Source organism: Candidatus Nitrotoga sp. 1052 (assembly GCF_927312905.1).
GTDB lineage: Bacteria > Pseudomonadota > Gammaproteobacteria > Burkholderiales > Gallionellaceae > Nitrotoga.
In genome coordinates, this window is the sequence record NZ_CAKMHQ010000011.1 from 1 (window position 1) to 17,781 (window position 17,781).

Sequence of the window (17,781 nt, forward strand, 5' to 3'; positions counted from 1 at the left end):
ATTTTTTACTCGTGCCTTGTCTTGCCTAGAAACTTGAATTTTTAGAGGCGCCCTTAAGAGTCTTCTTATGGGATTTCGTACTTAGCGTCATTGTCCTATTTTTCTGAAAATATTTATTTCGGAGGCAACATGCCACTCAAGGCTTACGGCGTTTTGAAAGGTAGGGCCATTTCCCGTCGTTTGGGTTCAGGGTCTTCACCGCACTACCAAGTCCACATTGTGGATGAGATTGGTACTAATTACCGTATTGCAATCAATGTGAAATCGCAATTGGCTCCTTCGGAGCTGATGTACTATGTCAAGTCGCATTTTGTGCATCCGCTCACATCCGTTGTCGCCGTTTTGCCAAGTGGCTTCAGCCCGCTTGCGCCAAGTCCCGCCTCAGGCGCGCTTGACCTGATCCGAGGCAACCTGATGCAGCCGGGAATGATGACGCCGCTTCCACACTCTCTGCCCGGCCCTGATAACGATCTGAACGAGAAGCTTGATCAGATTGTGCAGCGTGCAATGGCTGATGAGGAGGCGCTGGTTTATGCTTTCGGCGAACGCTGGGGACCGGAAAACAACAAGGCGGATAAGTACTTCGGCTTCGTGCCCGGCAATGGCATTCACGACATTCACATGAACCAGGGCAATGTGGGCAGCTTCATACAGGACGACGGTGTATGGCAGGATGGTGGCCTGTTGTTTCAATTTCCCAACCAACAACAGTGGACGGCCGTCTTTCTGAAGTTCCAGTCTCAAAGCTGGCACACCAGCGATGTCACGGGACACACATTAAGTGGCCCGGACGATGGCGAACCAGTGAATCCCGATCCGATTGTGCCGCAACCGACAGATACAGCACCCGATGGCTTGGTCCGCATTGTCGCGGCGATGGTTAATTCGAAGGCTTCGCCAGAAATGGAGTGGGTTTACATACTGAATGCAAGTGACCGCGCTGTCTCGCTGGCTGGCTGGCATATGGCCGATAAGCAGAAAGCGAAAATGCCCTTGAGCGGCACTCTCGACGCTGGCGCCATGCTGCGCGTCGATGTGCAATCACCCATGGTCTTGTCTAACAAGGGGGGCATCATCACCCTGCTGAACCAAAACGACTTGAAGGTGCATGGTGTTTCCTACACCAGGGAACAAGCCAACCAACCCGACTGGACAATTGTCTTTTAGGAGTGTGTCATGCGCATTACCAAGCAGCTTGGCAAATTGACGGTACAGGCGGTCGCGGGTACGCATGTGGTGCTGCTTGGCTGGAGCATGACGAAAGCCGATTCGCGCCACGTGCTGGGGTTTGCCGTTCATCGCACGGACCATACCGAGGACGAGGCCTATTGGCTGGAGGGAGTAAAGGTATTTGCCGAAACCGATCCAGGTACGGACAAAGCTTCGTTACGTTCCCACCCGGTGCAGGGTTTCACTTGGTCCGACTTCACGGCCAAGCCGGGGCACGATTATACCTACCGCGTAGTGGCGCTGAAGGGTTCGCCCAGGAGCCTGATCGAAGATGATGAGATCGAGGTGCGCGTGCAAACCGAAAAGGAAGACAACGGCCTGCACGAAGTGTGGTTCAATCGCGGCGCCGCCGCCAGCCAGGAGTACGCACGCCGCTTCAAAAACAAGAGTCCCGAGGCGGTGGGTAAACCAGCTTTCGATTGGCTTTCGCGCGGTTTAATGGAAGCGCTGCTCGAGTTTCTGCTGCGTGCGAAGAACAGTCAATGGAAGTTGCGCGTGGCCGCTTATCAGTTCACCAACGAAACTGTTTTAAAAGCTTTGAAATCGGCCAAGGATCGCGGCGCTGATGTAAGCATCATATACGACGGCCGTGACGAAAAAGTTTCAGCGCTCAATGATGCAGCCGTGCTTAACGCGGGTATCGACAGTCTATGCAGGAAGCGGACCGCAAATCCGAGCGCCATCGCACACAATAAATTTATCGTGCTGTTAAAGGGTAGCCAGCCGCAGGCGGTTTGGACGGGCTCGACGAATATCACTGATGGCGGCATCTTCGGACATTCGAATGTCGGGCACGTAGTGAACGATATGGACATTGCAAGCAGCTATCATGATTACTGGAACTTGCTTGCGGCCGACCCTGGTTTTTCCTTGTTGCGCCCCGATGTGGAAGCGCTGACGCGGACGCCCGCCCCTGGCAGCTCGCCAGGGCATGCAACGAGCGCGTTATTCAGCCCCCGCTCTGGTGTGAAACTGCTCTCATGGTATGCCGAACAGGCGGCCGCCGCGCAATCGATGCTTTGCATGGCCTTTGCTTTCGGCATCAACAAGGCCTTTGTCCCCGTATTTGATACGCCCTTTGGCGGGTTGCGTTATGCCTTGCTCGATAATGACGGCAATCGGCCCGAACCAGAAGCGGAGGTGTTACGGCTGCGGAAGCTGCCCTTTAATCGCTTCGCTATCGGCAGCATGATTCGCGTAAATAGTTTTGATAAGTGGCTGAAGGAGGGATTGAGTGGATTGAATTCGCATGTGCCGTATATTCATACGAAGTTCATGCTGGTCGATCCGTTGGGATCGAATCCAATTGTGATCTCAGGATCGGCGAATTTCTCGGATGCGTCGACCAATGCCAACGACGAGAACATGCTGGTAATTCAAGGCAACACGACTGTGGCAGACATCTATCTGACGGAGTTTTTCCGTCTCTGGAACCACTATGCATTTCGTGAATGGGCGGCAAAGAATCAAGGCAATCCCGACGTGAAACCGCAGTTTTTGAAGGCGGACGATACCTGGCGGAATATTTATTTCGGTAACACTGAACAATCACGGCAAAGAGTATTGTTTTCCGGCGCAACCAGCTAGTACGTGGCCGCGAAACCATTAGGGAATTTCTTTAAAAGCAAATGATCAGCATGACAGCTCACGCGCCAGTTCGGCTGGACGCGGGTGGGCATGTGCCCACCCTACCGGTACATCCCATCAGATGGAAAAGGTCTCACAAGATCCACCAGCAATACAACAGCTTGCAACACCCAAACCCCAGCAGCAGCATGTCCTGCCTTTCATGCTGTTGAAGCAACCACAACCGATGGCTCTCATGGCGGGGTGTATCATTCCTTTTCCCCCTTGTTCGAGACCAGCCAATATAGCACCTGCTTGGTAGTGCACGCTACTCTCATAAAACGAAGCTTCCGCTGAAAAGCCCGGCATTCTCGTCGTATTCATTTTAGTCTCCTCTTTCATTCGGTTGGTTAGACCGTAGGTTAGCAACTTTATAATATTCATGTATTAGCCTGGGCGGGCAACGCTTTTTTGTCCGTCATTTTCGGCATTTGCGGTGTTCCGCGCGTCCATCGTAGATAGCGACACTCATTTTGCGTGGGCATGAAAAGTATGTGCCCACCCTAACTAAAGCAAATCCACCCAATTTACCGGCCGTACAGCCGCTATGAGAACCGCATCAATCGCGATGGATGCGCTTTGTACTTCAGCGCATCCTATGCTCGTTCTGCTATCAGGAGGCCACCGATTGTGAAGGGACGAAGCCCGCAAAAGAAACGGCATGTGAGATCGTCTACCCCATTTCCCCTGCATCTCCAGTAGCAGGCGGCTCCCTCCGGCTGGAAACGAAGTTGCGGTACAACTCCGCTGCCTTCTGAAGGAAATCTGCCGAAATCGGCCTTCCCTCGGTATATGCCCATGGTTGGGCCAAGCGATGATTCTGCATTAAATCCGGGCACGTTCATTTCGAACCTCCTAATCGTTTTCAGGTTTAACAGTTATGGCATGTGGCCCGAATGCAGCTCAACGTTATCCGGGCACACACATTGCCCTGACTCCACTCCCTGGCTACACTGGATACCAACACACTTCTATCTGATTCACTTCACATATCCAGCCTGGGTCAGCAGGATAAGGAGTTCCATCACTTGGGGGGCGATGGCACTCTATTATGGGAACGTAGTTGCACTTTTTTGAACCTGAGCCTGAGCCAGAACCAGAACCACCGCGCGCGAACATTGCTCCACCCGTAAGCTCTTGCCATCGTACTGAGGAGTCCATTTCGCGCCCCGAGATTCTTGACCGGAAGCCCAGCATGGGCAAAACTTCAACCATATTTGAATTGCTGAAACAAGCATTCCCTCGATATCTCCCTATGGATGGGCCAAGCGATGATTCCGCATTAAATTGAGGTAAGTTCATGATCTAAATCTCCTTTTTATGTCAAATAATAACGGAAACCCCTCAACCAAATCCACTAGCACAAAAACACTAGTTGAACGAGGAGTCACGATGCACCTTCCGGATCGAGTCAGCCTTAACAGCTCTGTTCCCACTCCCTAAAGATTTCAGGTTCGCAACGTACGTGACCCTGACCTGGCGGAATCCCTAGCTCTGAACTCCCCGGTGCTCCCTCTACGACCGTACATTCATATCCCCACAAGAAACACTCGCGCGTCCCGTTCACACAAGGTCCGCACTGGCGTCGCACCCGACTACGAAACTGAGGTTGGACAACTGCGACACTATCGGCAGAGCTACCAATAAAGCCGGTTAAGTAAGTCGCGGTCGATTGGTAGATACTTACCTCTGCAGTAAATCCAGGCATATTCATAATGTTCATTTCATATCTCCTTTTGGTTGGTTAGGTTCAACGGTCATAACCCGCAGTTGGGATGTCCTCAGAATCCAAACAATACGGTGGTATCAAGTGTTGGGGTTCGTTGCCTCGCCCCAACCTGCGCGCTGTGTTATGGTGGATTGCTAGCGCGAAATTACCCTGCAGCTCACCCGCCGAACAGCCGTAAGCACCGAAGGTATTGGCGCTGGTGGCCGTTCTTCATCCTACAGCCAGAACGGTTGGCAATTACACTAGAGAAAAAAGGCCGCTCTGGAAATTGCCAACAGTATCTAAAATTCTAGATTTCACGGCCCTGTCATAGCATTTGTTGGGGTAATCACAATCTATGCAAACTGGAAAGCTGTTTGGCGAAGGAGCGGTGCAGCAACGCCCCATTGAGTCGTAAGTACCACTAATAACGGTGCCGGAGATCCGTCCATAACATTTGCCGCCGGGTGTGTTCTCGCTATTCGGCTTCTGCATGTACACTTGGTTGTCATTTTTTCCACTGCCGAAACTTCGAGCTGCTTCAGACTGGAAATGACTAACAGTGTTGTAAATCGAATTCTCTGCAGTAAATCCTGGAATATTCATTTAACTTGCCTCTTTGGTTGAGTTAATGTTCATAGTTTATTATTCCTCAAGACATTGATTTTAAACAGACAGCAACTTCCGTTTGGATTACCGCTTTGCCTAGTCCAACCTACGCGGGCTTGGGAATGGACGATCGTCTTGGCTAACTCTGTCGCCGCATTTCATCTGCTACCTGGCGACAAAGCCACGGATTAACTAAAGCACTGCACCCTCCTTCCCAAAAGTCTATACCTGTGCTCGACAGAAAGTCGTTGAACGAATTGCGTGGTGTACTCAGATCAACACCTGCGAAGGGGTCGCGACAACGTTGTGCGCACTGGTTACGTGTCAATTCAGGGTGTGCTTCCAGGCAGTCATTCTGGCAACCCGCGAAGCCCTTGAAATCCCGGCCTCCGAGTTGAGAGATAACGGCAGTGCTTTGCAGTTCACCCTGTTGTCCGAGAGAACAGTAGCGGTTATTCGTCCTGTAGAGAGAAGCTTGTGCTGTAAATCCTGGCATATTCATTTTAGTTGCCTCCTAGTATTTTCATGTTTAACGGTCAAAGTACGGTGACATCTTGGCGACGAGGAATGGAAATTCCTCGGTCACATCGCAGCGCACAAAGAACTTCTCGGTGAAATCGGTGTTGCGATTGGTGTAAGCGAAGATGACATCGACGATGTTACGCGTGCTGCTCAAGGGCGAGGGCCGCACTTCCACTCCTGTCAACGAAAAGTCCCGCCCAAACTCCTCGGCTGCCTTGGCATAAATAGCCGGATAGCGCATGGCCAAGTAGTTCAGGACGCGGTGCTCGTCGGTCGCGCCGGCGTTGTCCGTCAGCTGCATGATCCTGTTGAACAGCTCCTCGGCTGCCGGGCCGAATTGCGCGGCCGTGGTCTTTTCCGGCTTTGGGATGGCCTTGATGAGTGCATCGCGGTTGAAGGAATAAATTTGGTCGAATGCAACGATGGGAATCATTAGCCCATTGCACATTTCCGGCGGGGAGATAGGTCCGCGCAGGCCGATGACGACATCGATATCATTGGGGCTGGGGGCAGGACGGATGGCCTCCACCAGCAGATCAATATCGGCCGGATCGCGTGGTTGCAGCAGATAGGTTTCCAGCCCCTGGATGCTCAGAACCCAGCACAGTTGGCGCACCAGGTAGCGGTTCTCGCGCTTGGACAGAACGGTGTGGAAGGTCTGTTGATCGGTTTTTCCGACAGTTTCTGTCCGCCCGGTCGCTTGGGCGAACTCCTTTTCCACGGCGAGATTCGGGAAGCGCGCTTCGACCCGGCCGATGGCATATACATAAGGCACCATCCCGGTACCATTGGGACTCAAACTGGCAGCCCCTGCGCAGCCGCAGGTTCCGCCCTGCGGAGCGATCGTCGAAGTTGTACGGGCCTCGGGATAAGTCGAGACAGAGGCAATTCCCCCATCATTTTTCTTGACCTGCCTGCTGTCCATCGACTGTTCTATCGATTCAGTTTGTTCATTCATAATCGTTTTCTCCTTGGGCTAGTAGTAAATTTAAACCGTGCTTAACAAATATTGTCGATCGCTAAAAAGGCGATTCCCCTACTTCGATTGTCGATTCGAAAAAACCATCCTGCGATTGAGCGCGGCGGCTCGCTGTTCACAGCCTCCGCAGGGTTGTATCCCAAAATAGGAGGTCGCTCGTTTAATTACATCACCAAGCCCGATTTCCTCAACAGTGATAAATCCAGGCAGGCGCATTCGGCGAGGCGGGTGTTCGCTCTGGTCTGGGGAATCATTGTCTTCGCTTACATTTGACATGGCTATTCATCTCCCCGCATTCGTTATTAACAGGATTTGGTAGGCCGCTGCAGCGTCCAGCAAAGGCGGAACTACCGAGGCTCGCCGCGGTGTGGAAGCTTGGGTGACGGCAAGTTTGATTTGTGCCGCGGTCGCAGAAGGAAATTCCGACCACAATAGCGCAATCGCTCCAGTCACAAATGGCACAGCCACGCTCGTGCCTCCAAAGGTTAGCGATTGGCCTTCACCGCCGAGACTGGTGATGGCATCACCGGGCGCGCTTAAGCCCCGCCTGCCAATCGAACTTCCCAGATTCGACTCGTTCATCGGTCTGCCTCGAAGGTCACAGGACACCACAGGAATGACCCACGGATGGCGAGTGATGGCGGAACTGCCTAGGGTGCCTTGATTGCCCGCCGCCGCAGCAACGATCACCCCACGCCTGACGGCCTGATTGAGCGCTTCTTCCAAGGACTGCTCTCCTTTGGTGGAAGGTTGCGCAAGGGCGAGGCTCAAGTTGATGACGCGCGCGCCGGCGTCGATGCATTCGATGATCGCCGCTGCAAGCTCCTTCGGCGTCGCACTCGGCATGTGTTCGCGTCCCAAAGTCATCTCGGCAAAAATGGGGCGAACCAAGAGAGTGCAGTTGGGACAAATGGCGGGGGCGGGGGAATTGCGCTTTGCGGACAAAATGCCGGCTACAAAGGTCCCATGCAGGCACGCTGTGCTGTTGGCATGCGTGCACGTAGCGCCATTATTTCCGGGAATCTCGCGGAGGAATTCGCTCGCCAGATCAGGATGTTGGGTAGCGACAGGCCCGTCGATAAGCCCGATCTTCACTTCAGGGCTACCGCTGGTGCGCTCCATCAACGCTGTGAGCTTGACTAAGTTCAAAGGATCCATAAAATTTTACACTCGTTGTTCTGCCTAACAAATTATTATTTGGTTTTAGATGGCATATGCTCTTTTCAAGTACAGGCGATTGCAGCACGGCTTCTGCGCATACATCGCAACCTTGCTTCATGGTCGAACATTAAATATTTTATCCGACCGATGTCTGTGCGTTATCGCACAGAGAGGCGGGCGTTCTTCATGGAATTTAAGCGGTAGTTGGCGCGGATGACTTATTGAAGAATGTCATTAGCCTTGTCGGTCCAGACGAGTGGATTCGGATTCTTGTGATGCATGGTTATCATCTATCAGGCCGACGGATGGGACACAGGACTTATCGCGTAGTGCGGCAGACGGTCAAATGCAAGAACACGCCGGGTAACGCCGGCTCAGTTTGCTGACGATCCAGACATTCAAGGCTGGCGTTATGGTGCGATGGTGACTAGTCTAAGCCTGCCGGCGGCGGAAGTATGGCACAACTATCGGGGTCGTGCGGACTGCGAGAATCGCATCAAGGAATTGAAAGAAGACTTTGGGTTGGACAGTTTCAATCTGTATAGTTTCTACGCTACAGAAGCTGCACAGGGTTTTGCCATGCTGGCCTACAATCTGATGAGTACGTTCCGGCAGGCGGTGGTGGTGCGCGCCAAGATACAGCTTATGCTAACGACGCTGCACCAACAGGTATTGGCAGTAAGTGCATTCTGGCATCATGATCCGAATCAAAACAAATTGTTGCTTGCCGTCTCATGACGGTGAAGAGCTTGGCTCGAGGGATTATGGGCTAACGCACGGGCATCCGCCTGTGCTGCCCGTTCAGGTGAAAATCGGCTAATGGATTCGGGTAATACGTTATACCCCAGTGTGGTTTGACACAATACTTTTTGTTTTGCAATGGCGAACAGCTGCATCAATCGCTGGAACAAAAAACACTGGTGTGATGTACCATACAGCACCCGGTGGTGCGAAGATTGCGGATAAGTATCAGCACGTGAGAGACATCATCCCCAGTGAAGCTATGTTCCATGGGAGATGATGTCTTTCTTGAAAAATTTTAGCACCGCCATTTAGCTGTAGCGAAAAGTACCGTTCAGACTTAAGGGACTAAATACCATCGCACCATTTGTTGATCGGCCACCCCCACTGAATTCAACTTAATTATTGTCTGGACTGAGGAAAGAGGCACTTTACACTTTCATATTCCATTTATAACCGAATTCGTCATTGCCAGTTTCAACCGGCACTATCTTGTTAGGTGTATGCGGTGAAGCAGGTGCGGGCTCATCGAGAGAAGGCCCCTCCTTGGTCAAGGTGAATACTACTGGCTCAGGTTTATCATCCTGAAGTGGTGAGTAAAGTAAAGGTGCGTTCGCTCGAGTATCAGGGTTTAAGAACCGAGCTTCATCCGCATCTTTCAATATTCCAAGATATTTTTGCTTGGCTTCCCAGCTAGGCAGCAAGTCATCATTGTGCTTGATCTCTTTGCTACTTGCTACAACGAAACCATCACCTTCCACTTGGCCCAGTGCGTTAAGTGCATTCTCGGAATACTCATACTTGCCCCCCTGATTTTTTCGCGCCATAGCATCAATAGAACAGTGATGTGGTGCAAGCAAGATATTCCAACTGAGCTTGTCGGTATTGTTTTGATAATTCTGCCAAATACGATCCCAAACCTCGACCGTCGCATCGCCTCCTAACATAATGCGATTCGTCCCACCAAAAACTTTAACTGTCCAACGTATGACTAAGCTACTGTCATTAACGTCACGTTGATCTTCACCCGATATGGCTTTGGACATTTCGCCTTCTTTTTGGACAGGAGAAAGAACATACGCTTCAATATTTCGAGAAAAGGTTTTTACTAAACCGGATGATGACGACGTTGCTTCCAGTATGCTAATTCTATTGCCATTCAATTCTGAACCCTTACTGCCTTGAAGATTCAGCCTACGTTTAATCTCCTGAAATACTGGTTTAGATTCATCAGTCTCATATTTGGAGTCTGTAAAACAAGGGTTGATCCACATCTCCTCAATAAGAATCAATTTATCATCTTCTCTTGGCCGATCCTCGAATTCAGCAGGGTCACCGCGATAAAAAAGTTTGTCAAAACCGGTCAGGTTGTTTTTATCTGGGTGAGTCAAAACCAAGAGCGACAATCGATACTCTCGATTACTCCGATAACTGGATTGATAACAAGCATATTGAAGATCAAGAGCAAAGTCGTAGTAGATCCACTGAAACGGTTTTGACGCCTCCTCATGCCCAAGAGTGGCGGCGTTTCCTATATTACCGTTAACATCAATGGAAGTTCTAAAGCGATCTGTATATCGTTCGCAACGATAATTGATATCAGTAAGTATCGTTTTATCATTCGCTTCGATTAAGGTGGTATCTCCATTGCCGACTGGGAAGAAAGTAACACGATTTATAGACATTATTTGCCTTCCTTTTTGTGGATTTTTTACTATAACAACTCGTTATTATACTTGATTAACTTAAAAAACATGAAAATATTAAGCAAATCAAAAAACCTGGCTACCCAGCTCAATTCATTGTATTTTTGGACATTATTATGCAGATTTAAATAAAGGGATCGCGCTTGTCTGGATAGCGGTCAACTCGTTGTCACTGTGGCTATTCTTGCCCACCACAAAAAATTTTTATGGGAACAATTCAGCCCTGGCAAAAAGCGAGCCCTCTTGGTCTTTTTTGGACAAAATAGGAGCGTTCTGGTCAAGATGCCAATCAATAGCCAAGTCGGGATCGTTCCATAGGATAGAACGCTCATATTCAGGTGCCCAATAATTGGTTGTTTTATAGAGAAATTCTGCATATTCGCTAAGCACGACGAAGCCGTGGGCAAACCCTTCCGGCACCCATAGCATCCGTTTGTTTTCGGCAGAAAGAACGACACCCGCCCATAAACCGAAAGTGGGTGATGATTTACGAATATCCACTGCCACATCAAATACTTCTCCTGCCACCACACGAACCAACTTGCCCTGTGGTTGTTTGATTTGATAATGCAGTCCACGCAGCACATGCTGAGCCGATCGGGAGTGGTTATCCTGGACGAAGCTGACGGATAGTCCTGTGATACTCTCAAAGACTTTTTGATTGAAACTCTCGAAAAAAAACCCACGGGCATCACCGAACACTTTGGGTTCTATAATTAAAAGGTCGGCTATTGCAGTTTGAATAACGTGCATATTTAATAAACTTTCTCTTTTAGAATGTCAAGCAGATACCGGCCATAACCATTCTTTGCCAGTGGCTCTGCCAACCGTTCCATTTGCTCTATCGTAATGTAACCTCGGCGATATGCAACCTCTTCCGGGCAGGCAATCTTCAAGCCTTGACGCTTCTCTAGTGTCTGAATAAACAGTGATGCTTCCAGCAACGAATCATGCGTACCAGTATCCAACCACGCATAGCCACGCCCCATAACCTGCACATCCAGTTTTCCGCTATCGAGGTAAATCTGATTGACAGTGGTAATTTCTAATTCACCACGTGCAGAAGGCTTAACGGATTTGGCAATCTCAATAACGTTGTTGTCGTAAAAATAGAGTCCCGTCACGGCATAATTGGACTTGGGTCTTTTGGGCTTTTCTTCCAGACTGATTGCACGCCCCGCAGTATCGAACTCCACTACTCCGTACCGTTCTGGGTCATTGACATGGTAGGCAAACACCGTGCCGCCCTCTAGTTTGGTTCTGGCGGCTGAAAGATTTTTTTCAAAGTCGTGGCCGTAAAAAATGTTATCCCCCAGCACCAACGAACAGGAGTCATTTCCGATAAAAGATTCGCCAATAATAAAGGCTTGCGCGAGCCCATCCGGTGAAGGCTGTATAGCAAAGGAGAAATTCATTCCCCACTGTGAGCCATCGCCTAACAACTGTTCGAAACGCGGTATATCCTGCGGAGTGGAGATGATCAGGATATCCTGAATGCCGGCCAGCATAAGCGTGGTCAGCGGATAATAAATCATTGGTTTGTCATAAACGGGCAATAATTGTTTGGAGATGGATCGGGTAGCCGGGTAAAGTCGGGTGCCGGAGCCACCTGCGAGTATGATGCCTTTCATGATGTTTCCCTGTCACCGTAATTTTGTTGAATCCAATTCTGGTATTCTCCACTAATTACGGCATCAACCCAATCTGTGTTTGTCAGATACCATTGCACTGTCTTGCGTAATCCGGTTTCAAAAGTTTCCAGCGGCTTCCAGCCCAGTTCATGGGCGATTTTACTGGCATCGATCGCGTAGCGATGGTCATGCCCGGGCCTGTCCTGTACGTAGGTGATAAGGGATGCATGCGGCGCACCTTGAGGGCGGAGCTCATCAAGAATAGCGCAAATCGCATGAACCACTTCCAAATTGGTTTTTTCATTCCAGCCGCCGATATTGTAGGTTTCCCCCACCCGGCCCCGCTCTAGTACCAAGCGCAAGGCACGCGCATGATCGTCCACATACAACCAGTCGCGGATGTTGTCGCCCTTGCCATAAATAGGTAGCGGCTTACCATTGCACGCATTCAGGATGATCAACGGAATGAGCTTCTCCGGGAAATGATAAGGGCCGTAATTATTGGAGCAGTTGGTAGTGACCACGGGTAAGCCATAGGTATGATACCAAGCACGCACCAGATGATCTGAAGACGCTTTGCTTGCCGAGTAAGGTGAGTTTGGCTGGTAAGCTGTATTCTCGGTAAAAAAACCGGTTTCACCGAGGCTGCCATATACCTCATCTGTGGAAATATGGTGGAAGCGAAAAGTATTTTTTCGTTCTGCAGAAAGCTCACTCCAGTATTCCCGTGCTGCGTTCAGGAGAGTGTAAGTGCCGATAATATTGGTTTCAATAAAGGCGGCCGGGCCGGTGATAGATCGATCGACATGCGATTCCGCAGCCAAATGCATCACCGCATCCGGCTGATGTTCATGAAATAGGCTCGCGACTGTAGCAGCATCACAAATATCCACATGTTCGAAGCGGTAGCGGGGGTTGTCTGCAACCGATATCAAGGACTGTAAATTGCCGGCATAGGTCAGCTTATCGACGTTTATGACTGTAGCGTCGGTTTCCGTGATCAGTTGGCGAATAACCGCGGAGCCAATAAACCCGGCACCGCCGGTAATAAGGATTTTACTCATGGTTTGGAGGATTGATATGTCGTTTTATTTTGCGTTATTTTACTGAACGTGGTTATCAAGAAAATGGGTTATATGCCGCAGTGCTTGCTCTGTTGCGCCACGATGGGTGCGTACAAAATGCAGTCCGGCTTGGCCAATTTTTGTCAGCTGACCGGGGTTGGCAAGCAAGTTTTGTAAACTTTGCGCTAGGTCGGCTGAATTCTGAATGCGCACGGCTGCTCCGCATTCGACAGCAAGCTGGCTGGCTTGCTCGAAATTGTACGTGTGTGGACCGATAAACACAGGCTTGCCTACGGCGCAAGCCTCAATGAGGTTTTGTCCTCCAAAGGGCAGTAAACTGCCGCCAATGAAGGCAAGGTCGCAGGCGGCATAATAGGCAAACATCTCTCCCATACTATCACCCAATACCACTTGGGTGTCTGGTGCAATCGGACAGTTTTCACTTCTGCGCTGAAAGCGAATTCCTTGCTGGGTGAGCATGTCGGCTACGTCGTCGAAGCGTTGTGGGTGGCGTGGCACAATGACGGTTAGCAGATGGGGAATGTCTAATTGCTTAAGCATGGATAGCAATAGTATTTCTTCTCCGGCGCGTGTACTGGCTGCCAGAAAAATCTTCCTGTCTTTGCCAAACTGGGTGCGCAATTGTGCACCCAGTTTCAGCATCGCCGATGGTGGTTGAATGTCAAATTTCAGATTGCCCATGATAGATACATTGTTTGCACCTAATCCAGTCATGCGTGCAGCATCGACTTCGCTTTGCGCAGAAATAGCGCTCAGCTCGTTCAAGCCCAGTCGCGTCAAATTCGGGTAGCGTGCATAACGTGCAGCAGATTTCTCGGATAACCGTGCATTAAGCAGCAGCAAGGGAATTTGCATAGTGTGGCAGCTGTGGATCAGATTAAACCAGATTTCAGTTTCCATCAAGATTCCGATGCGCGGACGAAAGTGTTGTAAGAAGCGCTTGACAGCAAATGGGTAGTCGTAAGGCAAATAAACCCGCAGAACATCACCGCCGTAAAGCTGTTCACTAGCTGCGCGGCCGGTCGGAGTGGTGTGTGTAAGCAGAAGTTGATGATGCGGGAAATTTTCCCGCAAACGTTGCACCAAGCTGACCGCTGCATGTGTTTCTCCAACTGATACGGTATGCAGCCAGATCAACGGCTTATCACTGCGAGCAGAATAACGCCCAAAACGTTCGCCAATATGCTGCAGGTACTCACGTTGTTTGTGTGCACGCCAGAGCAGATGGAAAAATATATATGGCAAAAAAAGCCACAGCAAGAGAGTATAAATCCGACGAGGGTTCAACATAGATAAGCGAATATCATACAACCGAAGTTGATTTGGCAGGCCAGCAAGAAGTGCGGGTGAGTCATCAAGAATGAGGGAGTTAGTGCAAACGGCATTCATAATCTTCACACGCCGAATTTAGTCCGAATCTTTTGTGTCGTGCGATGACCGCGCGCAATATTTTTTGCTCTGCAACATTATTCAAAGACAAGCGAGAACGTATATCAAATATGAAATATTCTGGTTATAAATTTTTTGCTACTTTTGAATTAGCCAATAAAACTGGAAGGGGATTAACTACGTTTATAATCGTCGTCATACCGCACAATATCATCTTCGCCGAGATAAGAGCCAGACTGGACTTCAATCAGATAAAGCGATCCTGTGCCGATATTTTCCAGACGGTGTTTCATGCCAATAGGAATATAAGTGGATTGATCCTCTTGTAGCAGCAGGATATCCTCTCCGCGAGTTACTTTGGCATAACCGGAAACCACAACCCAATGCTCGGCGCGACGATGGTGCTTTTGCAAAGACAATTTTGCACCGGGTTTCACCATAATGCGCTTGGCCTGGAATCGTTCGCCTATATCAATGCCTTCATAATAGCCCCAAGGGCGATAGACACGACGGTGAATCAGATGCTCGGTGCGTTCGGCCTGCTTAAGATATTCCACGGTATGTTTTACATCCTGGGCAAAGTCCTTATGCATCACCAATACTGCATCAGCAGTTTCCACAATGATCAAGTCACGCACTCCGATAGTTGCCACCATACGACTTTCGGCGCGAACATAAGTTTGTGTGGTTTCCGCGGTATAAACATCGCCACGCAAAGCATTGCCTTGCTCATCTTGTGCGCTGACGTCGTAGAGTGATGACCATGAACCGATGTCGCTCCAGCCGATGTCCACTGTCACCATGGCCGCCGCCTGAGTATGTTCCATCACTGCATAATCGATAGAATCCGATGGGCAGGAGGCAAAAGCCTTTTCATCCAGACGACAAAAATCCAGATCGTGAGTGCTATGTTGCCATGCTTGCTGTGCAGCTTGGTAAATGTCCGGGCGGTAGCGTTGCAACTCATTCAGGTAAACGGATGCCTTGAACACGAACATGCCACTGTTCCAAAAAAATCTTCCTGAAGCCACGAACTGTTTAGCCGTATCCAAATCTGGTTTTTCCACAAAACGCGCCACCTCAAAGCTGTGTTCACCGGGTCCTAATATTGCACCGCGTTCAATGTAGCCGAATCCTGTAGCAGCTTCATTGGGTGTAATACCGAAGGTCACCAACTTATCTTGTTGCGCCAACGCGAATGCTGCTTGAATCGCCATATGAAAGCCTGCAATATCCTGAATTAGATGATCTGCAGGCAACACCAACAAAATTGCCTGAGCATCTCTAGCTTGTGCGGCGAGTGCAGCAATCGCCACTGCAGGTGCAGTATTGCGACCTAATGGCTCAAGTACCTGCATTAATGGATTAATGTTAACGGCACGCAACTGTTCGGCAACGAGAAAGCGATGCTCGTTGTTACAGATCACTAATGGCGCAGCTATGCTGGGAAAGTCTTTAAGGCGCAGCAATGTTTCCTGAAATAATGTGTGTTCGGAAATCAGTGGCAAAAACTGCTTGGGTAATGCCACGCGAGACAAGGGCCACAAACGGGTGCCAGAACCCCCGGACAAAATAACGGGATAGAGCATAGTGACTTTCAAAAGGTTGATGACAAACATTTCTTGAGATGCACGGCTTGAATTATAATCCGCAATCCAGTATCCAAGGAGTGGAAATCTTGCGCACTGCAATCATTATGAAAGTTGATTATTGAACGAAGTAGCGCTGATTGCTGGCATCACTGGACAAAACGATGCCCATTTCCGATTTCCTGCTGAATAAGGGTTATGTTGTACATGGCATCAAGCGCCGCGCCTTCTTGTTTAATTCTGACCATACGATCACCTTGTGAATGCCGCGGTCTGAAGAGATGAGTATTGATATGCACTGAAAGTATTGGGGTTAACGCAAGGTTATAAACCGCATTGCCAGCGAAATCATTTGTTCCATATGGATCATTCAGCCGAAATGTCATGCATGGATTTTGGCAATGGGATAAACCTTCTGCTGTTTACAGAAGGTCATAAAAAAATCTACACACGCTTTAATATTGGAGATAACGCTTGAAAGTCACAATAGTAGGGACCGGCTATGTAGGTCTAGTCAGTGGCGCATGCCTCGCAGAGGTTGGTAACCATGTCCTCTGCCTTGATCTCGACCCAGCAAAAATACGCATTCTGGAAAACGGTGATATCCCCATCCACGAGCCTGGCTTGATCGACATTGTGCGCCGCAACGTCGCTGCCGGCCGCCTCGGCTTCACCACAGACATAGACCGCGCCGTTGCTCATGCCCGCATCCAGTTCATCGCCGTCGGCACCCCCCCTGATGAAGATGGCTCCGCCGACCTGCAATATGTTCTGGCAGCAGCCAGAAACATCGGCAGCCGTATGACCGAAGACAAAATACTCGTTGATAAAAGCACGGTTCCGGTTGGCACCGCCAACAAGGTCAACGCAGTCATCGCAGAAGAGTTGCAAAAGCGCGATGTTAAGCTCAAACATAGCGTCGTCTCCAACCCCGAATTCCTTAAAGAAGGCGCGGCGGTCGAAGATTTCATGCGCCCGGATCGTATCGTCATCGGTGGCGATGATGCGTATGCTATCCAACAGATGCGGGAGTTATATGCCCCGTTCAATCGCAACCACGACCGTATTATTGTCATGGATGTTAAAAGTGCCGAACTCACTAAATATGCTGCCAATGCCATGCTCGCCACCCGCATCAGCTTCATGAACGAACTGGCCAATGTCGCAGAAAAACTCGGTGCCAATATTGAAATGGTAAGACTAGGCATTGGTTCCGACACCCGCATCGGTTACCATTTTCTCTATTCAGGTTGCGGCTATGGAGGATCCTGTTTCCCCAAAGATGTAAAAGCACTCATCAAAACTGCCAATGACGACGCCGGCATCACCCTTAAAGTACTCAATGCCGTAGAAGCAGCCAACGATGCACAAAAAGAAGTCCTCACGAACAAAATAAAAGCCAGATTCGGTACTGATCTCATTGGAAAAAACTTTGCCATTTGGGGCCTTGCTTTCAAGCCCAACACTGATGACATGCGCGACGCCCCGAGTCGCAAGCTGATTTCAGATTTATTAGAGGCGGGTGCCACCGTCACTGCCTATGACCCGGTAGCCATGCCGGAAGCACAACGGATCTTTGGTAATGACCCCAGGATTTCTTATGCAGACAATCCGCTCACAGCCTGTAAGGATGCGGATGCATTGGTGATCGTCACTGAGTGGAAAGAATTCCGCAATCCGGACTTCGCAATAATTAAAGCCAAGCTCAAAAACCCACTAATATTCGATGGCCGTAGCTTGTATGAGTCGGCTGCAGTAAGTGCACACGGACTGGAGTATTTTCCCATTGGCCGTTAACGGGGATT

The 17,781-nt window shown here is 49.8% G+C and carries 14 protein-coding genes and 1 pseudogene; 5 read left to right on the plus strand and 10 right to left on the minus strand.

All coding sequences use genetic code 11. The features are described 5' to 3' along the window. The first annotated feature begins 90 nt into the window (after positions 1-90). Together MJ768_RS01995 and MJ768_RS02000 are read left to right on the plus strand one after the other, a co-directional pair. Entirely contained in the window at positions 91-1,167 is a 1,077-nt protein-coding gene (locus MJ768_RS01995) for a DUF2278 family protein (protein ID WP_239287635.1), read from the plus strand. A 9-nt stretch (positions 1,168-1,176) separates the two neighbouring features. Then, on the plus strand, positions 1,177-2,817 hold the full coding sequence (locus tag MJ768_RS02000) for a phospholipase D-like domain-containing protein (protein WP_239287636.1): 1,641 nt from the start codon (positions 1,177-1,179) through the stop codon (positions 2,815-2,817). A gap of 2,005 nt (positions 2,818-4,822) precedes the next feature. On the opposite strand, the gene MJ768_RS02005 is transcribed toward MJ768_RS02000, so the two are convergent. The 4 genes from MJ768_RS02005 to MJ768_RS02020 form a co-directional block, all read right to left on the minus strand. After that, positions 4,823-5,170: a hypothetical protein gene (locus MJ768_RS02005; RefSeq protein ID WP_239287637.1), complete on the minus strand. Its 348-nt coding sequence runs from the start codon at positions 5,168-5,170 to the stop codon at positions 4,823-4,825. Between the two features lie 142 nt (positions 5,171-5,312). Continuing rightward, on the minus strand, positions 5,313-5,675 hold the full coding sequence (locus MJ768_RS02010) for a hypothetical protein (RefSeq protein ID WP_239287638.1): 363 nt from the start codon (positions 5,673-5,675) through the stop codon (positions 5,313-5,315). A 27-nt stretch (positions 5,676-5,702) separates the two neighbouring features. Further along, on the minus strand, positions 5,703-6,653 hold the full coding sequence (locus MJ768_RS02015) for a cyanobactin maturation protease PatG family protein (RefSeq protein ID WP_239287640.1): 951 nt from the start codon (positions 6,651-6,653) through the stop codon (positions 5,703-5,705). Positions 6,654-6,956: 303 nt separating this feature from the next. Then, positions 6,957-7,832, minus strand: a complete 876-nt coding sequence (locus tag MJ768_RS02020) for a S8 family peptidase (protein ID WP_239287641.1) — start codon at positions 7,830-7,832, stop codon at positions 6,957-6,959. Positions 7,833-8,255: 423 nt separating this feature from the next. Between MJ768_RS02020 and MJ768_RS02025 the strand changes: the two genes are divergently transcribed. Further along, positions 8,256-8,573 carry a transposase gene (locus MJ768_RS02025; RefSeq protein ID WP_239287642.1) on the plus strand — a complete coding sequence of 106 codons (318 nt, stop codon included), beginning with the start codon at positions 8,256-8,258 and terminating at the stop codon, positions 8,571-8,573. A 434-nt stretch (positions 8,574-9,007) separates the two neighbouring features. On the opposite strand, the gene MJ768_RS02030 is transcribed toward MJ768_RS02025, so the two are convergent. The 6 genes from MJ768_RS02030 to MJ768_RS02055 all read right to left on the minus strand — a co-directional run bounded on the left by MJ768_RS02030 (position 9,008) and on the right by MJ768_RS02055 (position 16,006). Then, positions 9,008-10,261, minus strand: a complete 1,254-nt coding sequence (locus tag MJ768_RS02030; RefSeq protein ID WP_239287643.1) for a hypothetical protein — start codon at positions 10,259-10,261, stop codon at positions 9,008-9,010. 225 nt (positions 10,262-10,486) lie between these two features. After that, positions 10,487-11,035, minus strand: a complete 549-nt coding sequence (gene rfbC / locus MJ768_RS02035) for a dTDP-4-dehydrorhamnose 3,5-epimerase (RefSeq protein WP_239287644.1) — start codon at positions 11,033-11,035, stop codon at positions 10,487-10,489. A gap of 2 nt (positions 11,036-11,037) precedes the next feature. After that, positions 11,038-11,913, minus strand: a complete 876-nt coding sequence (gene rfbA, locus MJ768_RS02040; protein WP_239287645.1) for a glucose-1-phosphate thymidylyltransferase RfbA — start codon at positions 11,911-11,913, stop codon at positions 11,038-11,040. Then, the gene (rfbB, locus tag MJ768_RS02045; protein WP_239287646.1) at positions 11,910-12,977 is read right to left on the minus strand and encodes a dTDP-glucose 4,6-dehydratase; all 1,068 of its coding nucleotides are present in this window, start codon (positions 12,975-12,977) and stop codon (positions 11,910-11,912) included. The genes rfbA and rfbB overlap by 4 nt, the downstream gene beginning before the upstream one ends. 39 nt (positions 12,978-13,016) lie before the next feature. Continuing rightward, complete coding sequence (waaA, locus tag MJ768_RS02050) at positions 13,017-14,387, minus strand: lipid IV(A) 3-deoxy-D-manno-octulosonic acid transferase (protein WP_320415717.1); 1,371 nt, start codon at positions 14,385-14,387, stop codon at positions 13,017-13,019. Positions 14,388-14,560: 173 nt separating this feature from the next. Then, positions 14,561-16,006, minus strand: coding sequence for a mannose-1-phosphate guanylyltransferase/mannose-6-phosphate isomerase (locus MJ768_RS02055; protein WP_239287647.1), 1,446 nt, complete (start codon positions 16,004-16,006; stop codon positions 14,561-14,563). A gap of 91 nt (positions 16,007-16,097) precedes the next feature. Here MJ768_RS02055 and MJ768_RS02060 point away from each other — a divergent pair. After that, positions 16,098-16,221: pseudogene (locus MJ768_RS02060) on the plus strand (GDP-mannose 4,6-dehydratase); the annotation flags it as partial. 229 nt (positions 16,222-16,450) lie between these two features. After that, a complete protein-coding gene (locus MJ768_RS02065) occupies positions 16,451-17,773 on the plus strand; it encodes a UDP-glucose dehydrogenase family protein (protein WP_239287648.1) in 1,323 nt (440 codons plus the stop codon). Positions 17,774-17,781 lie beyond the last annotated feature (8 nt).